This window comes from Microbulbifer agarilyticus (genome assembly GCF_020171345.1).
GTDB lineage: Bacteria > Pseudomonadota > Gammaproteobacteria > Pseudomonadales > Cellvibrionaceae > Microbulbifer > Microbulbifer agarilyticus_D.
This window is the reverse complement of the sequence record NZ_JAIUZM010000002.1, coordinates 706,737-723,176: the sequence shown is the minus strand read 5'-3', so window position 1 is coordinate 723,176 and position 16,440 is coordinate 706,737. Positions and strand designations below refer to the sequence as shown.

Annotated in this window: 14 protein-coding genes; 3 read left to right on the top strand and 11 right to left on the bottom strand. The window is 54.6% G+C overall.

What is annotated here, in order from left to right:
• Nucleotides 1–119: 119 nt before the first annotated feature.
• Nucleotides 120–1,454, top strand: coding sequence for an aminodeoxychorismate synthase component I (gene pabB / locus LCM31_RS10190; protein ID WP_224869730.1), 1,335 nt, complete (start codon nt 120–122; stop codon nt 1,452–1,454).
• A 166-nt stretch (nt 1,455–1,620) separates the two neighbouring features.
• Nucleotides 1,621–1,902, top strand: a complete 282-nt coding sequence (locus tag LCM31_RS10185) for a hypothetical protein (protein WP_222228287.1) — start codon at nt 1,621–1,623, stop codon at nt 1,900–1,902.
• Between the two features lie 53 nt (nt 1,903–1,955).
• Here the strand turns inward: LCM31_RS10185 and cysB are convergent, their stop codons facing one another.
• From cysB to LCM31_RS10160, 5 genes are all read right to left on the bottom strand, one after another.
• Nucleotides 1,956–2,930, bottom strand: a complete 975-nt coding sequence (cysB, locus tag LCM31_RS10180) for an HTH-type transcriptional regulator CysB (protein WP_224869728.1) — start codon at nt 2,928–2,930, stop codon at nt 1,956–1,958.
• A 257-nt stretch (nt 2,931–3,187) separates the two neighbouring features.
• Nucleotides 3,188–4,114, bottom strand: coding sequence for a 5'-nucleotidase (locus LCM31_RS10175; protein ID WP_224869726.1), 927 nt, complete (start codon nt 4,112–4,114; stop codon nt 3,188–3,190).
• A gap of 9 nt (nt 4,115–4,123) precedes the next feature.
• The gene (locus LCM31_RS10170; RefSeq protein ID WP_224869724.1) at nt 4,124–4,810 is read right to left on the bottom strand and encodes a TetR/AcrR family transcriptional regulator; all 687 of its coding nucleotides are present in this window, start codon (nt 4,808–4,810) and stop codon (nt 4,124–4,126) included.
• A 115-nt stretch (nt 4,811–4,925) separates the two neighbouring features.
• On the bottom strand, nt 4,926–7,289 hold the full coding sequence (locus LCM31_RS10165; protein WP_224869722.1) for a TonB-dependent receptor: 2,364 nt from the start codon (nt 7,287–7,289) through the stop codon (nt 4,926–4,928).
• A 209-nt stretch (nt 7,290–7,498) separates the two neighbouring features.
• Nucleotides 7,499–8,806 carry an NAD(P)/FAD-dependent oxidoreductase gene (locus tag LCM31_RS10160; protein ID WP_224869720.1) on the bottom strand — a complete coding sequence of 436 codons (1,308 nt, stop codon included), beginning with the start codon at nt 8,804–8,806 and terminating at the stop codon, nt 7,499–7,501.
• 302 nt (nt 8,807–9,108) lie between these two features.
• Between LCM31_RS10160 and LCM31_RS10155 the strand changes: the two genes are divergently transcribed.
• Nucleotides 9,109–10,443: a glutamine synthetase family protein gene (locus LCM31_RS10155; RefSeq protein WP_224869718.1), complete on the top strand. Its 1,335-nt coding sequence runs from the start codon at nt 9,109–9,111 to the stop codon at nt 10,441–10,443.
• A 71-nt stretch (nt 10,444–10,514) separates the two neighbouring features.
• Here LCM31_RS10155 and LCM31_RS10150 read toward each other — a convergent pair whose 3' ends face one another.
• From LCM31_RS10150 to LCM31_RS10125, 6 genes are all read right to left on the bottom strand, one after another.
• On the bottom strand, nt 10,515–12,173 hold the full coding sequence (locus LCM31_RS10150; protein ID WP_224869717.1) for an alanine/glycine:cation symporter family protein: 1,659 nt from the start codon (nt 12,171–12,173) through the stop codon (nt 10,515–10,517).
• A 345-nt stretch (nt 12,174–12,518) separates the two neighbouring features.
• Complete coding sequence (locus tag LCM31_RS10145; RefSeq protein ID WP_263601028.1) at nt 12,519–13,568, bottom strand: D-cysteine desulfhydrase family protein; 1,050 nt, start codon at nt 13,566–13,568, stop codon at nt 12,519–12,521.
• A gap of 125 nt (nt 13,569–13,693) precedes the next feature.
• Nucleotides 13,694–14,026: a preprotein translocase subunit YajC gene (yajC, locus tag LCM31_RS10140; RefSeq protein WP_010130736.1), complete on the bottom strand. Its 333-nt coding sequence runs from the start codon at nt 14,024–14,026 to the stop codon at nt 13,694–13,696.
• A 129-nt stretch (nt 14,027–14,155) separates the two neighbouring features.
• The gene (locus tag LCM31_RS10135) at nt 14,156–14,602 is read right to left on the bottom strand and encodes a helix-turn-helix domain-containing protein (protein WP_010130737.1); all 447 of its coding nucleotides are present in this window, start codon (nt 14,600–14,602) and stop codon (nt 14,156–14,158) included.
• Between the two features lie 434 nt (nt 14,603–15,036).
• A complete protein-coding gene (gene bcp, locus LCM31_RS10130) occupies nt 15,037–15,513 on the bottom strand; it encodes a thioredoxin-dependent thiol peroxidase (protein WP_224869713.1) in 477 nt (158 codons plus the stop codon).
• Nucleotides 15,514–15,682: 169 nt separating this feature from the next.
• The gene (locus LCM31_RS10125; protein ID WP_224869711.1) at nt 15,683–16,219 is read right to left on the bottom strand and encodes a DUF2244 domain-containing protein; all 537 of its coding nucleotides are present in this window, start codon (nt 16,217–16,219) and stop codon (nt 15,683–15,685) included.
• Between the last annotated feature and the right edge of the window lie 221 nt (nt 16,220–16,440).

Here is a 16,440-nt window from a genome sequence, read left to right as displayed (position 1 = left end):
AGGAGTGTTTCGATAGGCTCAGCGGGCAAATTGGAGTAAAGTAGCGCCGCCCACAAGGCTATGCCTATTGCTCGAAAGAAACCTGCGCGGTAAACCCGCCTGGAAGTTTGGTTGACGTTTTGCAGATCATTTCCCTGCCCTATTCCCGAAACCTCGGTGCAGCCTTCGCTGCGCTTGGCGACCTACCCTGCCCGGTCTGGCTGGATTCGGGGCAGCCCCGCGCAAGTGGCGGACGGTTTGACATTATTAGCGCAGATCCCATTGCATCGCTGACCCTGAATGCGGACGACCCGGCCCCCTTCGCGGCACTCGATGATTTACTCTGTGAACTGGCACCACAGGAAGTGGACCAGCAAATCCCCTTCTGTGGCGGCGCCATCGGCTTTGCTGGCTATGAGCTGGGGAACAACTGTAATTTCCTGGCCCCCGATGTGCGGCCAACCCCCTTGCCGGCAGGCGCATTTGGCCTGTACAGCTGGGCGCTGATCGTCGATCACCAGCTGGGCGCGAGCCATCTGGTTTTCCATCCGGCGTGTACTCGCCACCAAAAAGAGGACCTGCAACAGCGCTTTGAAGCCATTGACTGGGAAAAGCCTGCGTCAAGTCACGAATCATTCAAGCTCACACAATCTTTCCAGCACGAATATAACGCCAGTGAATACGCACGGCGCATCGAATCTATCCTCGACTACATTCGTGCCGGGGATATCTATCAGGCGAACTTCACTCAACGCTTTAACGCCACCTACGAAGGCGACCCGCTCACAGCGTATTTAGCATTGCGTGACGCGGCCGCGGGTCCATTTTCTGCATACCTCTCTCTGCCGGAAGGCCAATTGCTTAGCCTTTCACCTGAGCGGTTTATCCTGGCTGATGGGCGCTTCCTGCAGACCGAACCCATTAAGGGCACTGTGCCCCGTGGAGAGACCCCCGCCGAAGATGCGGCACTCGCGCAGCAATTGCGGGACAGCCGCAAAGATCGCGCCGAGAACCTGATGATCGTGGATCTGTTGCGTAATGACTTTGGTAAAGTCTGTGAGCGCGGCAGTGTGCGGGTGCCAAACCTGTTCGAGCTACAGAGCTTTGCCAATGTGCATCATCTGGTGAGCACCATCAACGGGCAGCTGCCACAGGACATTGAGTACGCGGACGTGCTCGCAGCATGCTTCCCCGGTGGTTCGATTACCGGTGCCCCCAAGCGTCGTGCTATGGAGGTTATTCGCGAGCTAGAAGCCAGCCCTCGTGGCGCCTACTGCGGCAGTATTGGTTATCTCAGTAGCTGTGGGCGCGCGGACACGAATATTGCCATTCGCACCCTTACCGCAAGTAATGGCAAGATCAGTTGCGCCGCTGGCGGGGGCATTGTGGCGGATTCGGACCCCGCAGCTGAGCACCGCGAGTGCCTAGACAAGGTACGCATCTTGCTCAATACCCTCGAAGCGCGCTTCTCCTGAATACCGCCACCGGTTATAGAATTATCGCCCTTCGATATTTCCCACCGTTTATCTTCTTTGCTAGATTCCGCGCCAATCATTCGATTCACTGGATTTGAGCCGCCCGCCCCAGAAAACGCCATATGAGATCACGAGGCGACGGCGCTACACAATAAGGCTGTGTTTCATGCGTATTACGCTGGTAAAGAAGATTCTTGCGGATGGCTCCCCTTGCGGGAAATGCCGCGACGTTGAGCAAAAGCTCAAGGAAAACGACCAGGAAAAGTTTCTGGACGAAACGTTGATTGCCGATGAGCGTGACCCAGAAAGTGCCGGTATGGCACTGGCCCAAAAGCTCAATGTCCAGCGAGCGCCATTTTTCGTGGTGGAAGAGGAAGGCAAGGAACCGGAGGTTTACACGGTGTACTTCAAGTTTGCGAAGGAAGTGTTGGCCAAACTGGCAGCCTGATTGCGATTGTTGCGGCGACCCATTGCCGGTGTCGCCGCGCCAAGTTTTGCGACTTAGTAAACCGGCAAATCAATATGTGAAAACAGTTCATCCACCTCCGCACGGGAGGATGCCTGCGCCGCTTGATCAACAAGCTCCCGGGTAAGATGCGGTGCGAACTGCTGGAAGAACTCGTACATAAAGCCGCGCAGGAAAATTCCTTTACGGAACCCAATTTTTGTCACGCTCGACTCAAACAGATCACTGGCATCAAGCGCGACAAGGTCACTATCCTCATCCTCAACCGCTGCCATATCCGCGACAATCCCGATACCAAGGCCGAGCCGCACATAGGTTTTGATCACGTCGGCATCCGCGGCGGTGAACACCACTTTGGGCGACAAACCTCTCTCAAGAAACGCCTCGTCCAGCTTGGATCGACCGGTAAACCCGAATACATAAGTTACGATCGGGTACTTAGCCACTTCTTCCAGCGTCAGCTTGGATACCTGCGCGAGCTCATGGCCCTTGGGCACCAGAATACAGCGGTTCCAGCGATACACCGGCATCATCACCAGATCACTGAATAACTCCAACGCCTCGGTGGCGATGGCAAAATCCGCGGTACCATCCGCAGCCATTTCAGAAATCTGCATTGGTGTTCCCTGATGCATGTGCAGGGCAACTTCGGGGTAGCGGGAGATGAAGCCTTTGATAACGGTCGGCAGCGCGTATCGTGCCTGCGTATGGGTGGTGGCAATGGCAAGGCTACCGCGCTTGTCATTACTAAATTCCTGAGCCACCTGCTTGATATTTTCCACCTTGCGCATAATCTCGCCGGCGGTTTTGAGGATGGCTTCCCCTGCCGGGGTCACACGAGTGAGGTGTTTGCCGCTACGCGCAAAAATCTCTACACCGAGTTCGTCTTCGAGCAGGCGTATCTGTTTACTGATGCCGGGCTGGGACGTAAACAGGCTTTGTGCGGTGGCCGACACGTTGAGGTCATGGTGCGCCACCTCCCAGATATATCGCAACTGCTGCAGCTTCATAGCCTCTCTCCCTGCCTGCCCTTTCGGTCTCCGGCACTGTCCGATCAGCGATAATGTGATCTTTTTTGCGCCAGTAAATGGTTATAAAAACTGTGCAACTATATGCGCGAAAAGCATAGCAGTGAAAGTGATGAGGAGCCAACTAATCGTGATAAGGCTAGAGAAAACGTGACAAATGGTTACAAAAAGTGACCAAAGCCTTGTTCAATTTCTCTGATTACGGGCAGTTGGGGAAAGCCAAGGTGTCAGGTGACGGCCTATTTTCCCAGATTGGCAATGCCGTGCGGGACATGTCCGGTGGCGACATGGGCACTGGCGGATGCGCAGTGCACCGGCTGATCGTCGAAAAATACATCGGCACCGAACGCCCGCAAGAATTCGCCCTTGGGTAGGCCGCCAAGAAACATGGACTCATCAATTCGAATATTCCATGCACGCAGTGTGCGAATGACCCGCTCATGCGCTGGCGCGGAACGCGCGGTAACGAGTGCGGTACGGATTGGGCAATCCTCGGGATCGAATTCGGCCTGCAGCTGCTGCAACGCCTCGAGGAAACCCTTGAACGGCCCCCCTTGTAAGGGTTTTTTCGCGGATGCACGCTCGGCATTAGTAAACGCGTCGAGGCCATCGCGCTTGAAGATTTGCTCCGCCTCATCAGAAAACAACACGGCATCGCCATCAAACGCAAAGCGCAGTACTTCATCGCCACGCTGGCGTGCGCCTCCCGGGATTAATGTCGCCGCGGCAATCCCCTGCTCCAGCGCTCCGCGGACATCCTCGCCATCGGTCGACAAAAAAAGGTGGCAGCCAAACGGAGAGATATAGCGATAGGGACTGCCGCCGTTACAAAACGCCGCGCGACTTATGTTTAGCCCATAGTGTTCAATTGAATTAAACACACGCAGACCAGTATCCGCGCTGTTGCGGGATAGCAGTATCACCTCAACCCTGGGTTCACCGGGCAGCCGCTCGTTGATTTGCAGAAATTTTTCCACGAGAGAAAACGCCTCACCTTTTGGCAAAATATCGTTTTCTCGTTCAATTTGGTAGGCAGAAAACGCCTCGACGCCCTGCTCTTCGAAAATCTGATGACTCTCGCGCAGGTCAAACAATACCCGCGATGAAATCGCGATGATCAGGCGATTGGGATGGGATTTTCCTGTCGGGTACTGTGTGCTGGTCATTTGAACGCCTTACGGAGCCTCAACATCGTCGAGGCCCGAAGGCCGTTCATCGTTACGATGCGGCTCAAGTAGAACCATCAGCATGTTAAGTAAGTCTTCGCGGGTCCGCTCCGAACGGACCCCCGCTTGATTTACCACAACCAGCAGCATGGCATGGCAGGTTTCCAGAGTGGCGCGCGCCAGGCGGTTAGACTCGTTAGGCGGACAGGTAAAACCGAGTCGGCTAAACATCCGCATTAAATGGTTGATTACCAGCTCGTCATGACGCTCATCCAGCTCATGCAGTTCCGGCACACCCCACATGGCCTGTACCAACGGCAACAGACCGCGCTGCTCACGGTATACCGAGAGCCAGCGCGACAAGAGTTCGTCGAGGAATTCGCGCAGACTGAGGCGCTCGAGGTGGCTTGCTGCGAGTTCGTTCAGGCGCTCGGTAAGGCTGGTGAGCCACTGCTCTCCCATCGCGTAGAGGATCGCATGCTTGTTGGGAAAGTAGTGATATACGGAACCAACGGAAACACCAAGCTCCTTGGCGATCAGAATGGTAGTGAGGTCGTTGAGGCCGACCCGTTCGAGCAAATAGCCGGTGGTGTCCAGAATCTGACGGGCGCGCTCGCGTGCCCTCGCCTGAACGGGCTCTCGGCGCGGTGACAACTGGTTTCTACGGCGTTGATTGTCTGAGCTGGACACGTCCATCTTCCCTGCTACTGAACGTGCTTTTTAACACAATTAGCCAAACCACTCACCAAAAAAAAGGCCGGCATTTCTGCCGGCCTTTTATTCCCATCCTGTGAGACGCGAATGGAATCAATTAGAAGCGGTAATCCATGTTGACCCCAACAACGCGACCACGCGAAGGATCGGTCTTGGTGGCCGGCAGGTTATACAGCGCATCTGCGTAACCCCAGTGGTAGAACTCTTCGCCGGTCACGTTCTCGGCGTAGATACCAGCGGTCCAGTTCTCTGCCGGAGAAGTCAGGGCTACACGCAGGTTCACCACGTTGCGGGCATCCAGCTTCACCGCTTCGGTGTTTTCCAGCTCGGACCACTGCTCACCGGTGTAGGTGTATTCACTGGAATAAGACAGCTCACCGAAGCCGGTTGTCTGGGTGTACGTCAGCACGGTGGCGGAAGAGAACTTCGGAGAGAAGGCCATCTCGTTGCCGTTGCACGCATCACACAGTTCTTCCGGCGCACCATTGAACTCGGTGTCGAGCAGTGCTGCACCGAAGTACAGATCCAGGTTGTCGGTGATCAGCCAGCGTGCGTCCACTTCCAGGCCGCGACCTTCAGATTCACCCACGTTGCGGGTGATCGCTGCCGCACCTACCCAGAATGCCTGCTGCATGTCTTCATAGGTGTACTGGAACGCGGCGGCGTTCAGGGCCAGGCGGTTGTCCAGCAGGCGAGCTTTCACACCCAGCTCGTAGGACAGCACGGTTTCCTCGTCGAACTTGCTCGGTTCGGCGTTGTTGGCGTTGACCTCGTAACCCTGCTCCCACAGCCAGTCAGCCTGACTCTCGTAGGTGTCGCCGTACGCCGGGTCGGTAATGTTGTAGGACAGGTAGTCGAAACCACCGGACTTGTAGCCGGTTGCAACGCTGGCGTAGGTGGTCAGCTCGTCGCTCAGCTCGTGGGTCAGGGTTACACGGCCAGACACGTTGCTCCAGGTGTTGTCTCCGGTAATACCATCCTCATCGGTATACATGGCCTGGTAGTTCCAGCCACCAGTCCAGGTTTCTGGCCACGGAGAAACTACGTCGTAGGTCTTCTGGTCTTCGGTGTAACGCACACCCAGGCCAAGCGTGGTGGATTCGGTGATATCGAAGGTGGTGTTGGCAAATACACCCCAGCCCTTGTAGTCACCGAGGGTGTCGGCGGCTTCGATAGACAGGTTGTCGGTGGCGTACTCCCACGGCTCGCCTTCGAAGCCAAAGGCTTCATCGAGCACGTCCTGCGGCAGTGCGTCACAGGTTACAAAACTGTCGAGGCCCTCTTCCCACTCGTCCGCATAAATGCCGTCACAGATAAAGTCTTCGTTGTCGATACCGGCGAAGCTCGCTTCCAGCTCTTCCTGGTAGTAGGACGCACCCAGTACGTAGTTGAACGGACCGCTGTTGTTTGAGGCAATACGGAATTCTTGGCTGAAGAACTCACCAGTCTGCTCGCGTGTATAGGTATCGATCGGGTACGGGGTACCGTCGAAGTCCTCGCGGTAGGAGTACTTGTGGGACTTGTAACCGGTAATGGAAGTCAGGGTGCTACCACCGGCGAGCTCGTGCTCCACGGTGAGGACCACGTCGGCGATCTCAGACTTGTCGAGACCATCGACGTCGTTGTACACCTCGTCGTAGGCACCTTCCGGAATGTCGTAGTTGTAACCGGCATCGTTGTCGAAGGCGCGATAAATGGAGCCATCGCTCTCACGGTCTTCGTACTGCGCCAGCAGGGTCACCGTGGTGGCCTCGGAGGCTTCGTATACCGCGGTGATACGCGCGGCGTTCAGCTCGCTGGCGCCCAGGTCGCCACCGGTAGTGAGGTTCTTAACGTGACCGTCTTCAGAGAAGTGCTTACCGGCGATACGCACGGAAAAGTCTTCGCTTACCGGAACATCGACACCACCTTCCAGTTCGGTGCGACCGTACTGGCCGGCACCCACGGAAATATCGCCAGTAAAGGCTTCACCAGGCTTCTTGGAAACCATGGAGATGGCACCGGAAGCGGTATTGCGGCCGAACAGGGTGCCCTGTGGGCCCTTGATCACTTCCACGCGCTCGAGGTCATACATGCTTGGAGTGGCACCGGTGCGGCTCTGGTACACACCATCGAGGAAAATACCCAGCGCCGGATCGCTACCGCTACCGAAGCTGTTGTTGTTGACACCGCGCACGGAGACGGAGTCGAAGTAGGAGTCGTTGGTCTCGCCGGAAATGCCCGGGGTAAGGGCAAACAAGTCCTTAAAGTCGCTCAGGTTGCTGTTCTTAACGGTATCGCCAGTGAATGCGGTGACCGCTGCGGGAACGTCTTTCAAGGATTCTGCACGCATCTGTGCAGTTACCGTTACTTCTTCAATCTCTGCGGCCACCGCGCCGGCACCGACAGTGAAAACTACTGCGCCGATGGTGGAGGAAAGCAGGTTCTTTTTGGCCATGAAAGACCGGTCTGATAGCGTCATCGTTACTCCCCGTGGGTTATTTTTGTCGGGTTTGTGCCCATAGATACCGCTCGGACGGACCCAGTGCTTGTAAACTGATCGGTCTGTTATTTCATAAACCGAACAATTCTTCAACTTTTATTTGTACCCGCACCCTGCCGAAGCATGGCAATAACGACACAGGATTTTCGCTGTGCCGCATCGCCACAAAGCAAAGAAATCGAGTAAGTCTACCGGCCCAGCTTGTCCATCATGCTGTAGTACAGCATGCCTGCGACCAGCCCAGGCCAACGCAGCAAGGTACCACCCGGGAACCTTGGCGTCGGAATGCGCGACAATATATCAAATCTCTCCTCCGTTCCGGCAATAACTTCCGAAAGAATTTTGCCGGCGAAGGTCGCCGTGGGAACACCGTGACCGGAATAGCCCTGGCTGTAGTACACATTTGGCTCCAGGCGGCCGATGCTCGGCATTCGGTTCATGGTGATGGCAAGGGTACCGCCCCACCCGTAATCGATACGGGTATCCGCAAGCTGCGGGTAGATTTCCAGCATGTACTTACGCACGAACGCCCTGATGTCCTGAGGGAAGCGCGACGTATAGTTTTCTCCACCGCCAAACACCAACCGATTATCACCGGACAGCTTCCAATAATTGATCACAAACAGGGTGTCCTGCAGCGCGTAGTCGTTCGCTATCAATTCCTGTGCCAACCCATCGCTCAGTGGCTCGGTGGCAAGCACAAAGTTGTTGATGGGCATGATGCGCCCGGCCATGCGAGGCTCTAGACCTCCAAGGTAACCGTTGCAGGCCAGGACCACATTCTTGGCATATACCCGTCCACCGGAGGTGCTGACTACGCAGGGGCTGCCGCCGTGATAACTGGTGACACGGCTGTGCTCATAAAATTGCACACCCGCCGCGGCCGCGGCATCCGCGAGACCGAGGGCGAAATTCAGGGGGTGTAGATGCAGCGACCCACTATCTACCTGGCCACCGTAAAACCGCTCAGATCCAACCAGCTCGCCGACCTCGTGGCGATCGGCATAGCGGATCTGGTCATAGCCGTAGCGTTCGTTCAGCAGATCAACTTCGGATTTCAGCTCGTCATCGTGGCTCTCTTTGGCCGCCAGGTGCATGATGCCCCGTTTTAGGTCACATTCGATGTCGTGCTTGGTGACCAGTGACTCGACGAGTTGCACGGCCTCAACGCCCATGTCCCAGAGGACCTTGGCGGTGTCGAAACCGAGCATCTTTTCCAGGTCTTCCTGCCCCTTGCGCTGCCCTACTCCCACGTGGCCTCCGTTGCGGCCCGAGGCCCCCCAGCCAATACGTTCGGCCTCGAGCACCACGACTTTGTAGCCGCGCTCAGCAAGGTGCAACGCAGAGGAAAGGCCGGTATAGCCTGCACCAATAATGCACACATCGGCCTCGATGTCGCCCTGCAAGCGAGGATAACCTGGTGCAGGGTTGGCACTTGCCGCGTAATAGGAATCGGTATGGCCGAGTAGCTTTGAAACGCTTCCGCTAGCGGTCATGAAGGATCTCCAAAGTCAATTAGATGCAACCGGTTCTGTCTCGCACCCAGGCATTGTTAAGGACATAGCCCCATTACTAACCACTTGGCGGTTGCGCCAGCGGCACCCCTGCAAAACAAAACCGAATCATTATTCAGTATTTGTTGAATGATAATTCGGTTTTTTGTCATAATCAAAGCCCTGGCGAGAAAAATTGTTGTCCGCCGGCTGCCAAACCTTCGCTCACCATAAGAATCTACGCTAATGTTTTGGCGAATTTGGCAAGATACCTATAAACAAGCCTTCCAATCTCAAGGTGTAACATGGACAAGATAACCCAGTGGCTCGCGGAACATTCCATCTCCGAAGTCGAGTGCCTGGTACCGGACATGTCTGGAAATGCACGGGGTAAATTTACCCCCACCGACAAGTTCCTTACTGAAGACAGCCGTCTGCCAGAGAGCATCCTCGTTCAGACCGTGACCGGGGACTACGTTGACGAGCACAACGAACTGGTAGACCCGGCGGATACCGATATGCTTCTGGTCCCCGACCCGGACTCTATCCGCCTCAACCCCTGGGCGAACGAGCCAACCGCGCAGATCATCCACGACTGCTACACCCGTGACGGCAAGCCCCACCCGATTAGCACACGTAATATTCTGAAATTTGTTCTGGATAAATACGCAGAGCAGGGTTGGAAGCCTGTGGTTGCACCGGAAGTTGAATTCTATCTGGTAAAGAAAAACCTCGACCCGGACGAGAAGCTCTCGGCACCGGTCGGCCGCTCTGGACGCACCGAGAAAACCCGCCAATCCTACAGTATTGATGCGGCAAACGAGTACGAGTCCATTATCGAGGACATGTATGACTTCTCGGAGGCCCAGGGCCTGGACGTGGACACGCTGATTCACGAATCGGGCACCGCGCAGATGGAAATCAACTTTCTGCATGGCGACCCATTAAAGCTGGCCGACCAGGTATTTACCTTCAAGCGTACGGTACGTGAAACCGCCCTACGCCATGGTATCTATGCCACGTTCATGGCAAAGCCCATGGCCGACGAACCGGGCAGTGCATTGCATTTGCACCAAAGCATTGTGGACGTTAATACCGGCAAAAACATTTTTGTGGACGACGACGGTGCGGAAAACGAACGCTTCATGCACTTCATCGGCGGTATGCAGAAGTATACCCCGGGATTCATGACATTCTTTGCGCCCAACGTAAACTCATACCGTCGCTTCACCAAGGAAAACGCGGCGCCGATCAGTCTGCATTGGGGCTACGACAACCGCACCACAGGTTTGCGCGTACCGGATAGCTCTCCGCAGGCTAAGCGTCTGGAGAATCGATTCCCCGGTGCCGACTGTAACCCGTACCTGGCGATTGCCACATCACTCGCCTGTGGCTACCTGGGCATGATGAACAAGGTTTCCCCAAGCGAGCCTTATAAAGGCGATTGCTCGGTTGAGCCCATCTCCCTGCCCCGCACGCAGGAGCATGCACTGAGCTTGATGGCCGAATGTCCTGAGGCGGTAGAAATGTTCGGCGATACCTTCGTGCGCGCATGGGCGGCAATCAAGCGGGATGAGTACGAGGAATTCAACCGCGTAATCAGCTCGTGGGAGCGCGAGTTTCTGCTACTGAATGTTTGATTACGTAGTTATGCGCAAATAAAAAAGCCCGGCATCTGCCGGGCTTTTTTGTATCAGAAATTCACCTCAGCCTATTTATGGCTCGGGTCTTTCCAATAGTCCTTCACGGTATCTTTCATCTCCCGCGCCAGGATCGAAATACCGAACAGGTTGGGCAGTGTCATTAATACAATAGCCACCGCTGACAGGTTCCAGATAACCGTTGTATCTTCAATGGCCGCCCAGAAGAAGGCGACAACGTATACCAACCGATAAGGCATCACTGCTTTCGGCCCGAACAGGTAAATCATCGAGCGGTCACCGTAATAGGACCAAGCGATGGCGGTGGAGAATGCAAACAGCAAAATCCCCAGCGTAACAATGTAACTACCGTATTCGCCGAAGAAACCTTTCTGGAACGCGCGGTTGGTCAGTGCCACCGAGTGCAACAGCGAGTTACCCCAGACATCTACATTCGGGTTCACGAGACGCCCGTCATTCACATTCAGAACCCCGGAGAAGTTATCGCCGGCCACGCGGAACTCAACATCTTCCGCAACGGAACGGGAGTTCAGTATCGTAAATTCATTTTCGTTCAGCGGACGACCATCGGCCACAACAATAGCACCGGTGTACGCGATGACTTCACTACTCTGGTTGCTCAGGAAGCCAAACAGTTGCTTAACGTCGGCCTCGTCCTTGTCCGAGTAGGTACCGGCAACAACCATCATATCCGCGCGCTCGAACTGGTTCATGTGCTTCTCGGTCCACACACCGGAAGACAGAATCACCAGGCCAGTCAGCGTACAAATGATCAGGGTATCAATGAACGGCTCCAACAGGGATACCATGCCCTCGGAAACCGGCTCGTCCGCCCGAGCCGCGGCGTGGGCGATCGGCGCGGAACCCTGACCGGCCTCGTTCGAGAACAGGCCGCGGTTTACACCACGGTTAAACGCGTAAGCGAAGCTCGCTCCCAGGAAGCCACCGACTGCTGCGCTGCCGTTAAAGGCACCGGCAAATACGGCGCTGAATGAGGGGATAATGTTCTGATAGTTGTACAGAATCACCGCGAGTGCGCCAATGATGTACAGGGTTGCCATTACCGGAACAATGGTCGAGGTAACCTTGGCGATACGGGTAATACCACCAATAATCACCATGCCCAGCAAAATCGCCAACACACCACCGGTAACCATTTTGCTCAGGCCGAAGGTGTCATGCATTGCCTGGGCAATGTTGTTTACCTGAGGCAGGCTTCCGGTACCGAAGGAGCTGATTACGGTAGCGATCGCAAAAATCACCGCCAACCATTTCATATTGAGACGGCGCTCCATGTAAAACATGGGGCCACCTGCGTAGAAGCCATCCGCCGCTTTAATACGGTATTTATGAGAAAGGGTAACTTCCACAAATTTTGTGGTCATACCGAGGAAAGCGGTAACCCACATCCAGAACAGTGCCGCGGGGCCACCGAGGAAAATCGCCAGACCAACACCGCCGATGTTACCGGTACCCACGGTGCCGGAAAGCGCGGTAGAGAGAGCCTGAAAGTGTGAGGTATCACCGGGGTCGCCCGGCTTATCGTACTTACCACGGACAATCTTGATTGCGTGGCCAAAATAGCGGATCTGGGGAAAGCCCAAATAAAGGGTAAAAAAGAAGCCGACCCCTAGCAGCACCCACGGAAACCAGACCGCTGAACCCAGCAGCCCATCCAGGGTCAACAAAAATTGATTGAATGATTCCAAATCAACCCCCACAACTTTATCGTTTTGAATGAAATACCATCAGTGCCATACATTGGCTGGACGCGCGCGCGGAACTTCCAGAGACAGAGTCGCGCACCACACAAAATCAGAAAATATTTTTATAAACCAGCCCCTGACGTTGGGCGCCAGAGTAGCAGCTTCCTTACAAAGTGAACAGTAATCCGCCAATTATCAGCATCAAAGTCCTGTTTTCTGCCAAAAAATCGATTAACCACCAAATTTCTCGCTAAAACAGCGAATCCTGTCGCCGCGTTCACCCAATGTTCGCAAGAGCATTAACGCAACCGCTACATCTAGCCGAACAAATTGACACCAAACTGCTTGTTAATCGTCCCAACTGCGCTTAAATCCATCGCGTTGCGGAAACACGCCAAACTGCCCGCCAGTATGTACAAATACCAGGTTTTCGCTGTTTTTATAGCGCCCCTTTTCGATATCTTGCAGCATGCCGTAAAACGCCTTGCCGGTGTACACAGGGTCCAACAGTAGCCCCTCCTGCTGCGCCAACATCGCAATCGCCTGATAGATTTCATCGGTGGCTATTGCGTAACCAGGCCCGATGTAGTCATCAACGACGCTCACCTGATCCCGATTAAATACAAAGCCTTGCGGAACCTTATCCGGGTAGCGGCGGCTCCAGTCGGATACGTCTTCGGCAACTTTGGTTACAAAATATTCCTCGTCATCACATACCGCGTATCCGGTAACCAGGGCGCTCTCTCCAAGTAATTGGCAGCCCAACGTCATACCTGCTTGCGTCCCCCCGCTACCACTTGCGCACACCAGGTGCTCGGGGGCGAAACCTTCGCGCCGACAATCCTGAATAAGCTCTTCAACGCCCGCGATATAACCCCACACACCGAGCCCATCACTACCGCCTGTGGGAATGGAAAGTGCTTTGCTGCCTTGCGCCACATAATGACGCTCCCATTCCTGGAAAAGGTCAGGCAGCCGAGTGAGGTATTCCTGCAATGGATACAAGCTCACCTGGGCACCGGCGAGGTAATCCACCAAGAGATTGCCGTCCGGTGCATCACTGAGCGTGCCCTTCGGGCGGCTTTGTCGCAACAGCAGGTGGGCACGGAGACCGCACTTTGCGGCGGCAAGTGCAGTGGCTCGGCAGTGATTCGATTGCTCACCACCACAGGTAATAAGTGTATCCGCTCCAATTCTCTTGGCCTCGGCGACAATAAATTCGAGCTTGCGCAGCTTGTTGCCAGACATGGCACTCTCCGTAAGGTCATCACGCTTAACCCAAATACGCGGCCCACCAAACGGCTTGGAGAATTTCTCGGTTATACGATCAAGCGGCTGTAATGGCGTCGGCAGGTTCGCAAGCGGCACTCTCAACGGGTAAACAATCGTCACGGTCAACTCCCCTTTCACTCGTGGCCTGGCGGATTACTTACAAAAAAACCCGGCGATCGCCGGGTTTTTTCGTGAAGCCACTCTGCTTTTATAACTGCACTTAGCAAACGGCTAAGGCAAAGCATGTGTCTTCAGATGTTTTTAATGGTGCCTTTTGGCAATACCGCGTGTACGGCAACCTTCTGGAACTTCAGCTTCATGTTATCGGCCACTTCCAGAATCAGGTAATCGTCGTCTACTTTTTCGACACGACCCAGCATACCGCTGGTCATTACCACTTCGTCACCCTTTTTCAGCGCGCCAACAAGCTCCTGGTGCTCTTTTTGACGCTTGCGCTGCGGACGAATAATGAACAGCCACATGAATACAAACAAGCCGCCGAACATCAGCAGGGTAATCAGCGGGTTACCCTGAGGAGCCGGTGCAGCCTCTTGCGCCATTGCAGCAGGAATAAAGAAATCCATGGTCTAAACCTCGATAGAGTCAGTCAAATTCTGGGGCACAACTCTAACGGCTTTGACAAAATGAGGCAATCCAGAGCACCGCAATTGCGGGCCCTGGATCAGGTGATGCGAGGGATCTGTACGCGGCGATTAATAGCGCTGACGAACTTGTCGGCGGTATCCTGTCGGTGACATTCCGGTCCAGCGCTTAAATGCACTGGTAAAGCTGGTTCTGTCAGAGAAATCGAGGATTCGGGAGATACCGTCAACACTCAATGCGGTGTCTTTCAAAAAGTGCACCGCGTGACGGAAGCGAACGTGATCCCGCAGGGACGCAAAACTGAGGTTATGTTCCTGCAAACGGCGCTGCAGGGTGCGGGTGGACATGCTGAGATCAGAGGCCACCGGGCGAATCGCCAGAGATGCCTTACCAATCCGTTGTTCCAGCACGTCGATTACACGGGCGGCAATACCGAAGCTGGTCGCTTCCGGTGGTGCCAGCAACTGGTCGAGAATGTTCGGATCACCGGACAGACGCGCCTGTTGCAATGGTTTGTCTTCTGACAAAGAAGCCTGATCTGGCTGAATGTGATTCATTGAGCTGCTCCTTTATGGATTCCTTGAGCCGCGGTTATTGTTCTACGCCCGCTTCCTGCGAGACCCTTTTTACCACCGCCAGTGATATTGCTGATCTGATTAACGTTTACAAATCGAGCAATCTCTGACTACAACCTTGGGTGCTGGGCGCACCTGAAAAACAAGCAACGAAGCCTGCCCAGAGTGAACATTTTTTGTACTGCTTCCTCGCACCACACTCAATCGCTCTGGGCAAATCGTTTGAGCGGCGCTCCTTTACACAAGCCAGTATAGACCATCTAGGGATAATGCAAGGGGCGACAGACAATTTTTTTTTCGCAATGTACAAAAAAGAGTACACAGCGCCCGATGCCGCCCTTCGTTTATGGCGGCGACATGGCCCATTGGGGCTAAACCCAGGGTCACCGTGCCTCAAGACCGCCTAGTGTCCCCGATTAACCCAGATTCTCGTCAATCCAGTTCAGAGCATCATCATGATGCGTCTTGGTCTTAACTTTGCCGATGATGTGCTGCAGGCGACCCGCCTTATCGATGATAAAGGTGGTGCGAATCAGGCCCATATATTCTTTACCCATAAACTTCTTGAGGCCCCAACAACCGTACTTGTCGGCGACCTTGTGGTCCTCATCGGCAAGCAGGTCAAAATTCAATTCATACTTATCAATAAACCTCTGCAGCTTTGCTTCAGGATCTGGGCTAAGGCCGAAGACAACGGTGTCACGCTTGGCAAACTCCTTGGCGCTATCGCGGATACCACACGCCTGCGTTGTACAGCCCGGCGTTAATGCCTTGGGATAGAAATACAGCACCACATTTTTGCTATCCCGGAAATCTTTCAAAGCAACCTTCTCGCCGTTTTGGTTCTTCAGGGTAAAAACAGGTGCGAGATTGCCGATTTTAGGATGTGCCATGGTGCCTCCCCTTATTGAAATACAAGTAATAGCAAGCGCAACATTGGAACCTTACCTACAATGCAAGCGCGTATACATCGAGCCCAATATTATATCGAGTTTATCGATGGGCGCGATCTTCCAGGAAATATTTGTTGAATACGGTCTGATTACTTAAATCCCTTTTGGATCAAAAATCTTGCAAGCGGAAACACGGCTCTTTGCGTGCACGTAAACCGCAAGTGCCGAGCTTTTCCACGAGCGCAGCTTTTTCCGCGTCGGTAAGGAACTCCCCTACTTCCAGGCAGCCTTCCGGACCGCTGAACGTCACCGCCGTAGGTTCGGCAGGTGTGGCTCCCATGCGCACCAGTATCGCCAAGCTGTCGCGATCAAACTCAGTGTGATACACCGGTCGCTTCAGACTGCCGCGGCTGGTATCGAGGACTACGCGCTCATCGGTTATGCGGATCACTTCCCGGCGCGTTCCTTCCATATAGACGTAGCCAAACAGTGCTCCCAGCAACAACATCTCCAGGCCAGCAAAAGGGATGACCATCCACGCCCCCGCAAGCGCGAATGCGATGCTGATACCGAGGGAAACGGCCACCAGGGAAATGAACACCCAAAGGTTGCCGGCAAAAGACAGGGATTGATTGGGCGCGAGAAGGATACAGGCCCGACGCCCGCGTGCGCCGCCGACTTCTTTGACCATGAGTACATCATCCATCACTGTGATTATTTCAGTGTAGGACAGGGTAAAACTGAACCAAGAGTCAGCTTCTGCCAGCGCGGCCTTCTATACTGTTGCGGCACCGGTGGCCCGTATTCCAATGGCCCATTTTGCCCCCCTCTTCTTCCGTGCTCTGCCTTCTGGCCCTTCCGGCCGTATCAGGGGTAGATTTTCCCGCACACAGGGGGCAAGATGCGGCGGGAATACGCGTCCAAAAG

Excerpts from the sequence above, each read along its gene's own strand:
- yajC (WP_010130736.1), bottom strand. The coding sequence starts at position 14,026 with ATGGATTTCTTTATTCCTGCTGCAATGGCGCAAGAGGCTGCACCGGCT.
- LCM31_RS10125 (WP_224869711.1), bottom strand. The coding sequence starts at position 16,219 with ATGGATGATGTACTCATGGTCAAAGAAGTCGGCGGCGCACGCGGGCGT.
- bcp (WP_224869713.1), bottom strand. The coding sequence starts at position 15,513 with ATGGCACATCCTAAAATCGGCAATCTCGCACCTGTTTTTACCCTGAAG.
- LCM31_RS10165 (WP_224869722.1), bottom strand. The coding sequence starts at position 7,289 with ATGACGCTATCAGACCGGTCTTTCATGGCCAAAAAGAACCTGCTTTCC.
- LCM31_RS10175 (WP_224869726.1), bottom strand. The coding sequence starts at position 4,114 with ATGACCAGCACACAGTACCCGACAGGAAAATCCCATCCCAATCGCCTG.
- LCM31_RS10170 (WP_224869724.1), bottom strand. The coding sequence starts at position 4,810 with ATGGACGTGTCCAGCTCAGACAATCAACGCCGTAGAAACCAGTTGTCA.
- LCM31_RS10160 (WP_224869720.1), bottom strand. The coding sequence starts at position 8,806 with ATGACCGCTAGCGGAAGCGTTTCAAAGCTACTCGGCCATACCGATTCC.
- LCM31_RS10155 (WP_224869718.1), top strand. The coding sequence starts at position 9,109 with ATGGACAAGATAACCCAGTGGCTCGCGGAACATTCCATCTCCGAAGTC.
- LCM31_RS10135 (WP_010130737.1), bottom strand. The coding sequence starts at position 14,602 with ATGAATCACATTCAGCCAGATCAGGCTTCTTTGTCAGAAGACAAACCA.
- cysB (WP_224869728.1), bottom strand. The coding sequence starts at position 2,930 with ATGAAGCTGCAGCAGTTGCGATATATCTGGGAGGTGGCGCACCATGAC.
- LCM31_RS10185 (WP_222228287.1), top strand. The coding sequence starts at position 1,621 with ATGCGTATTACGCTGGTAAAGAAGATTCTTGCGGATGGCTCCCCTTGC.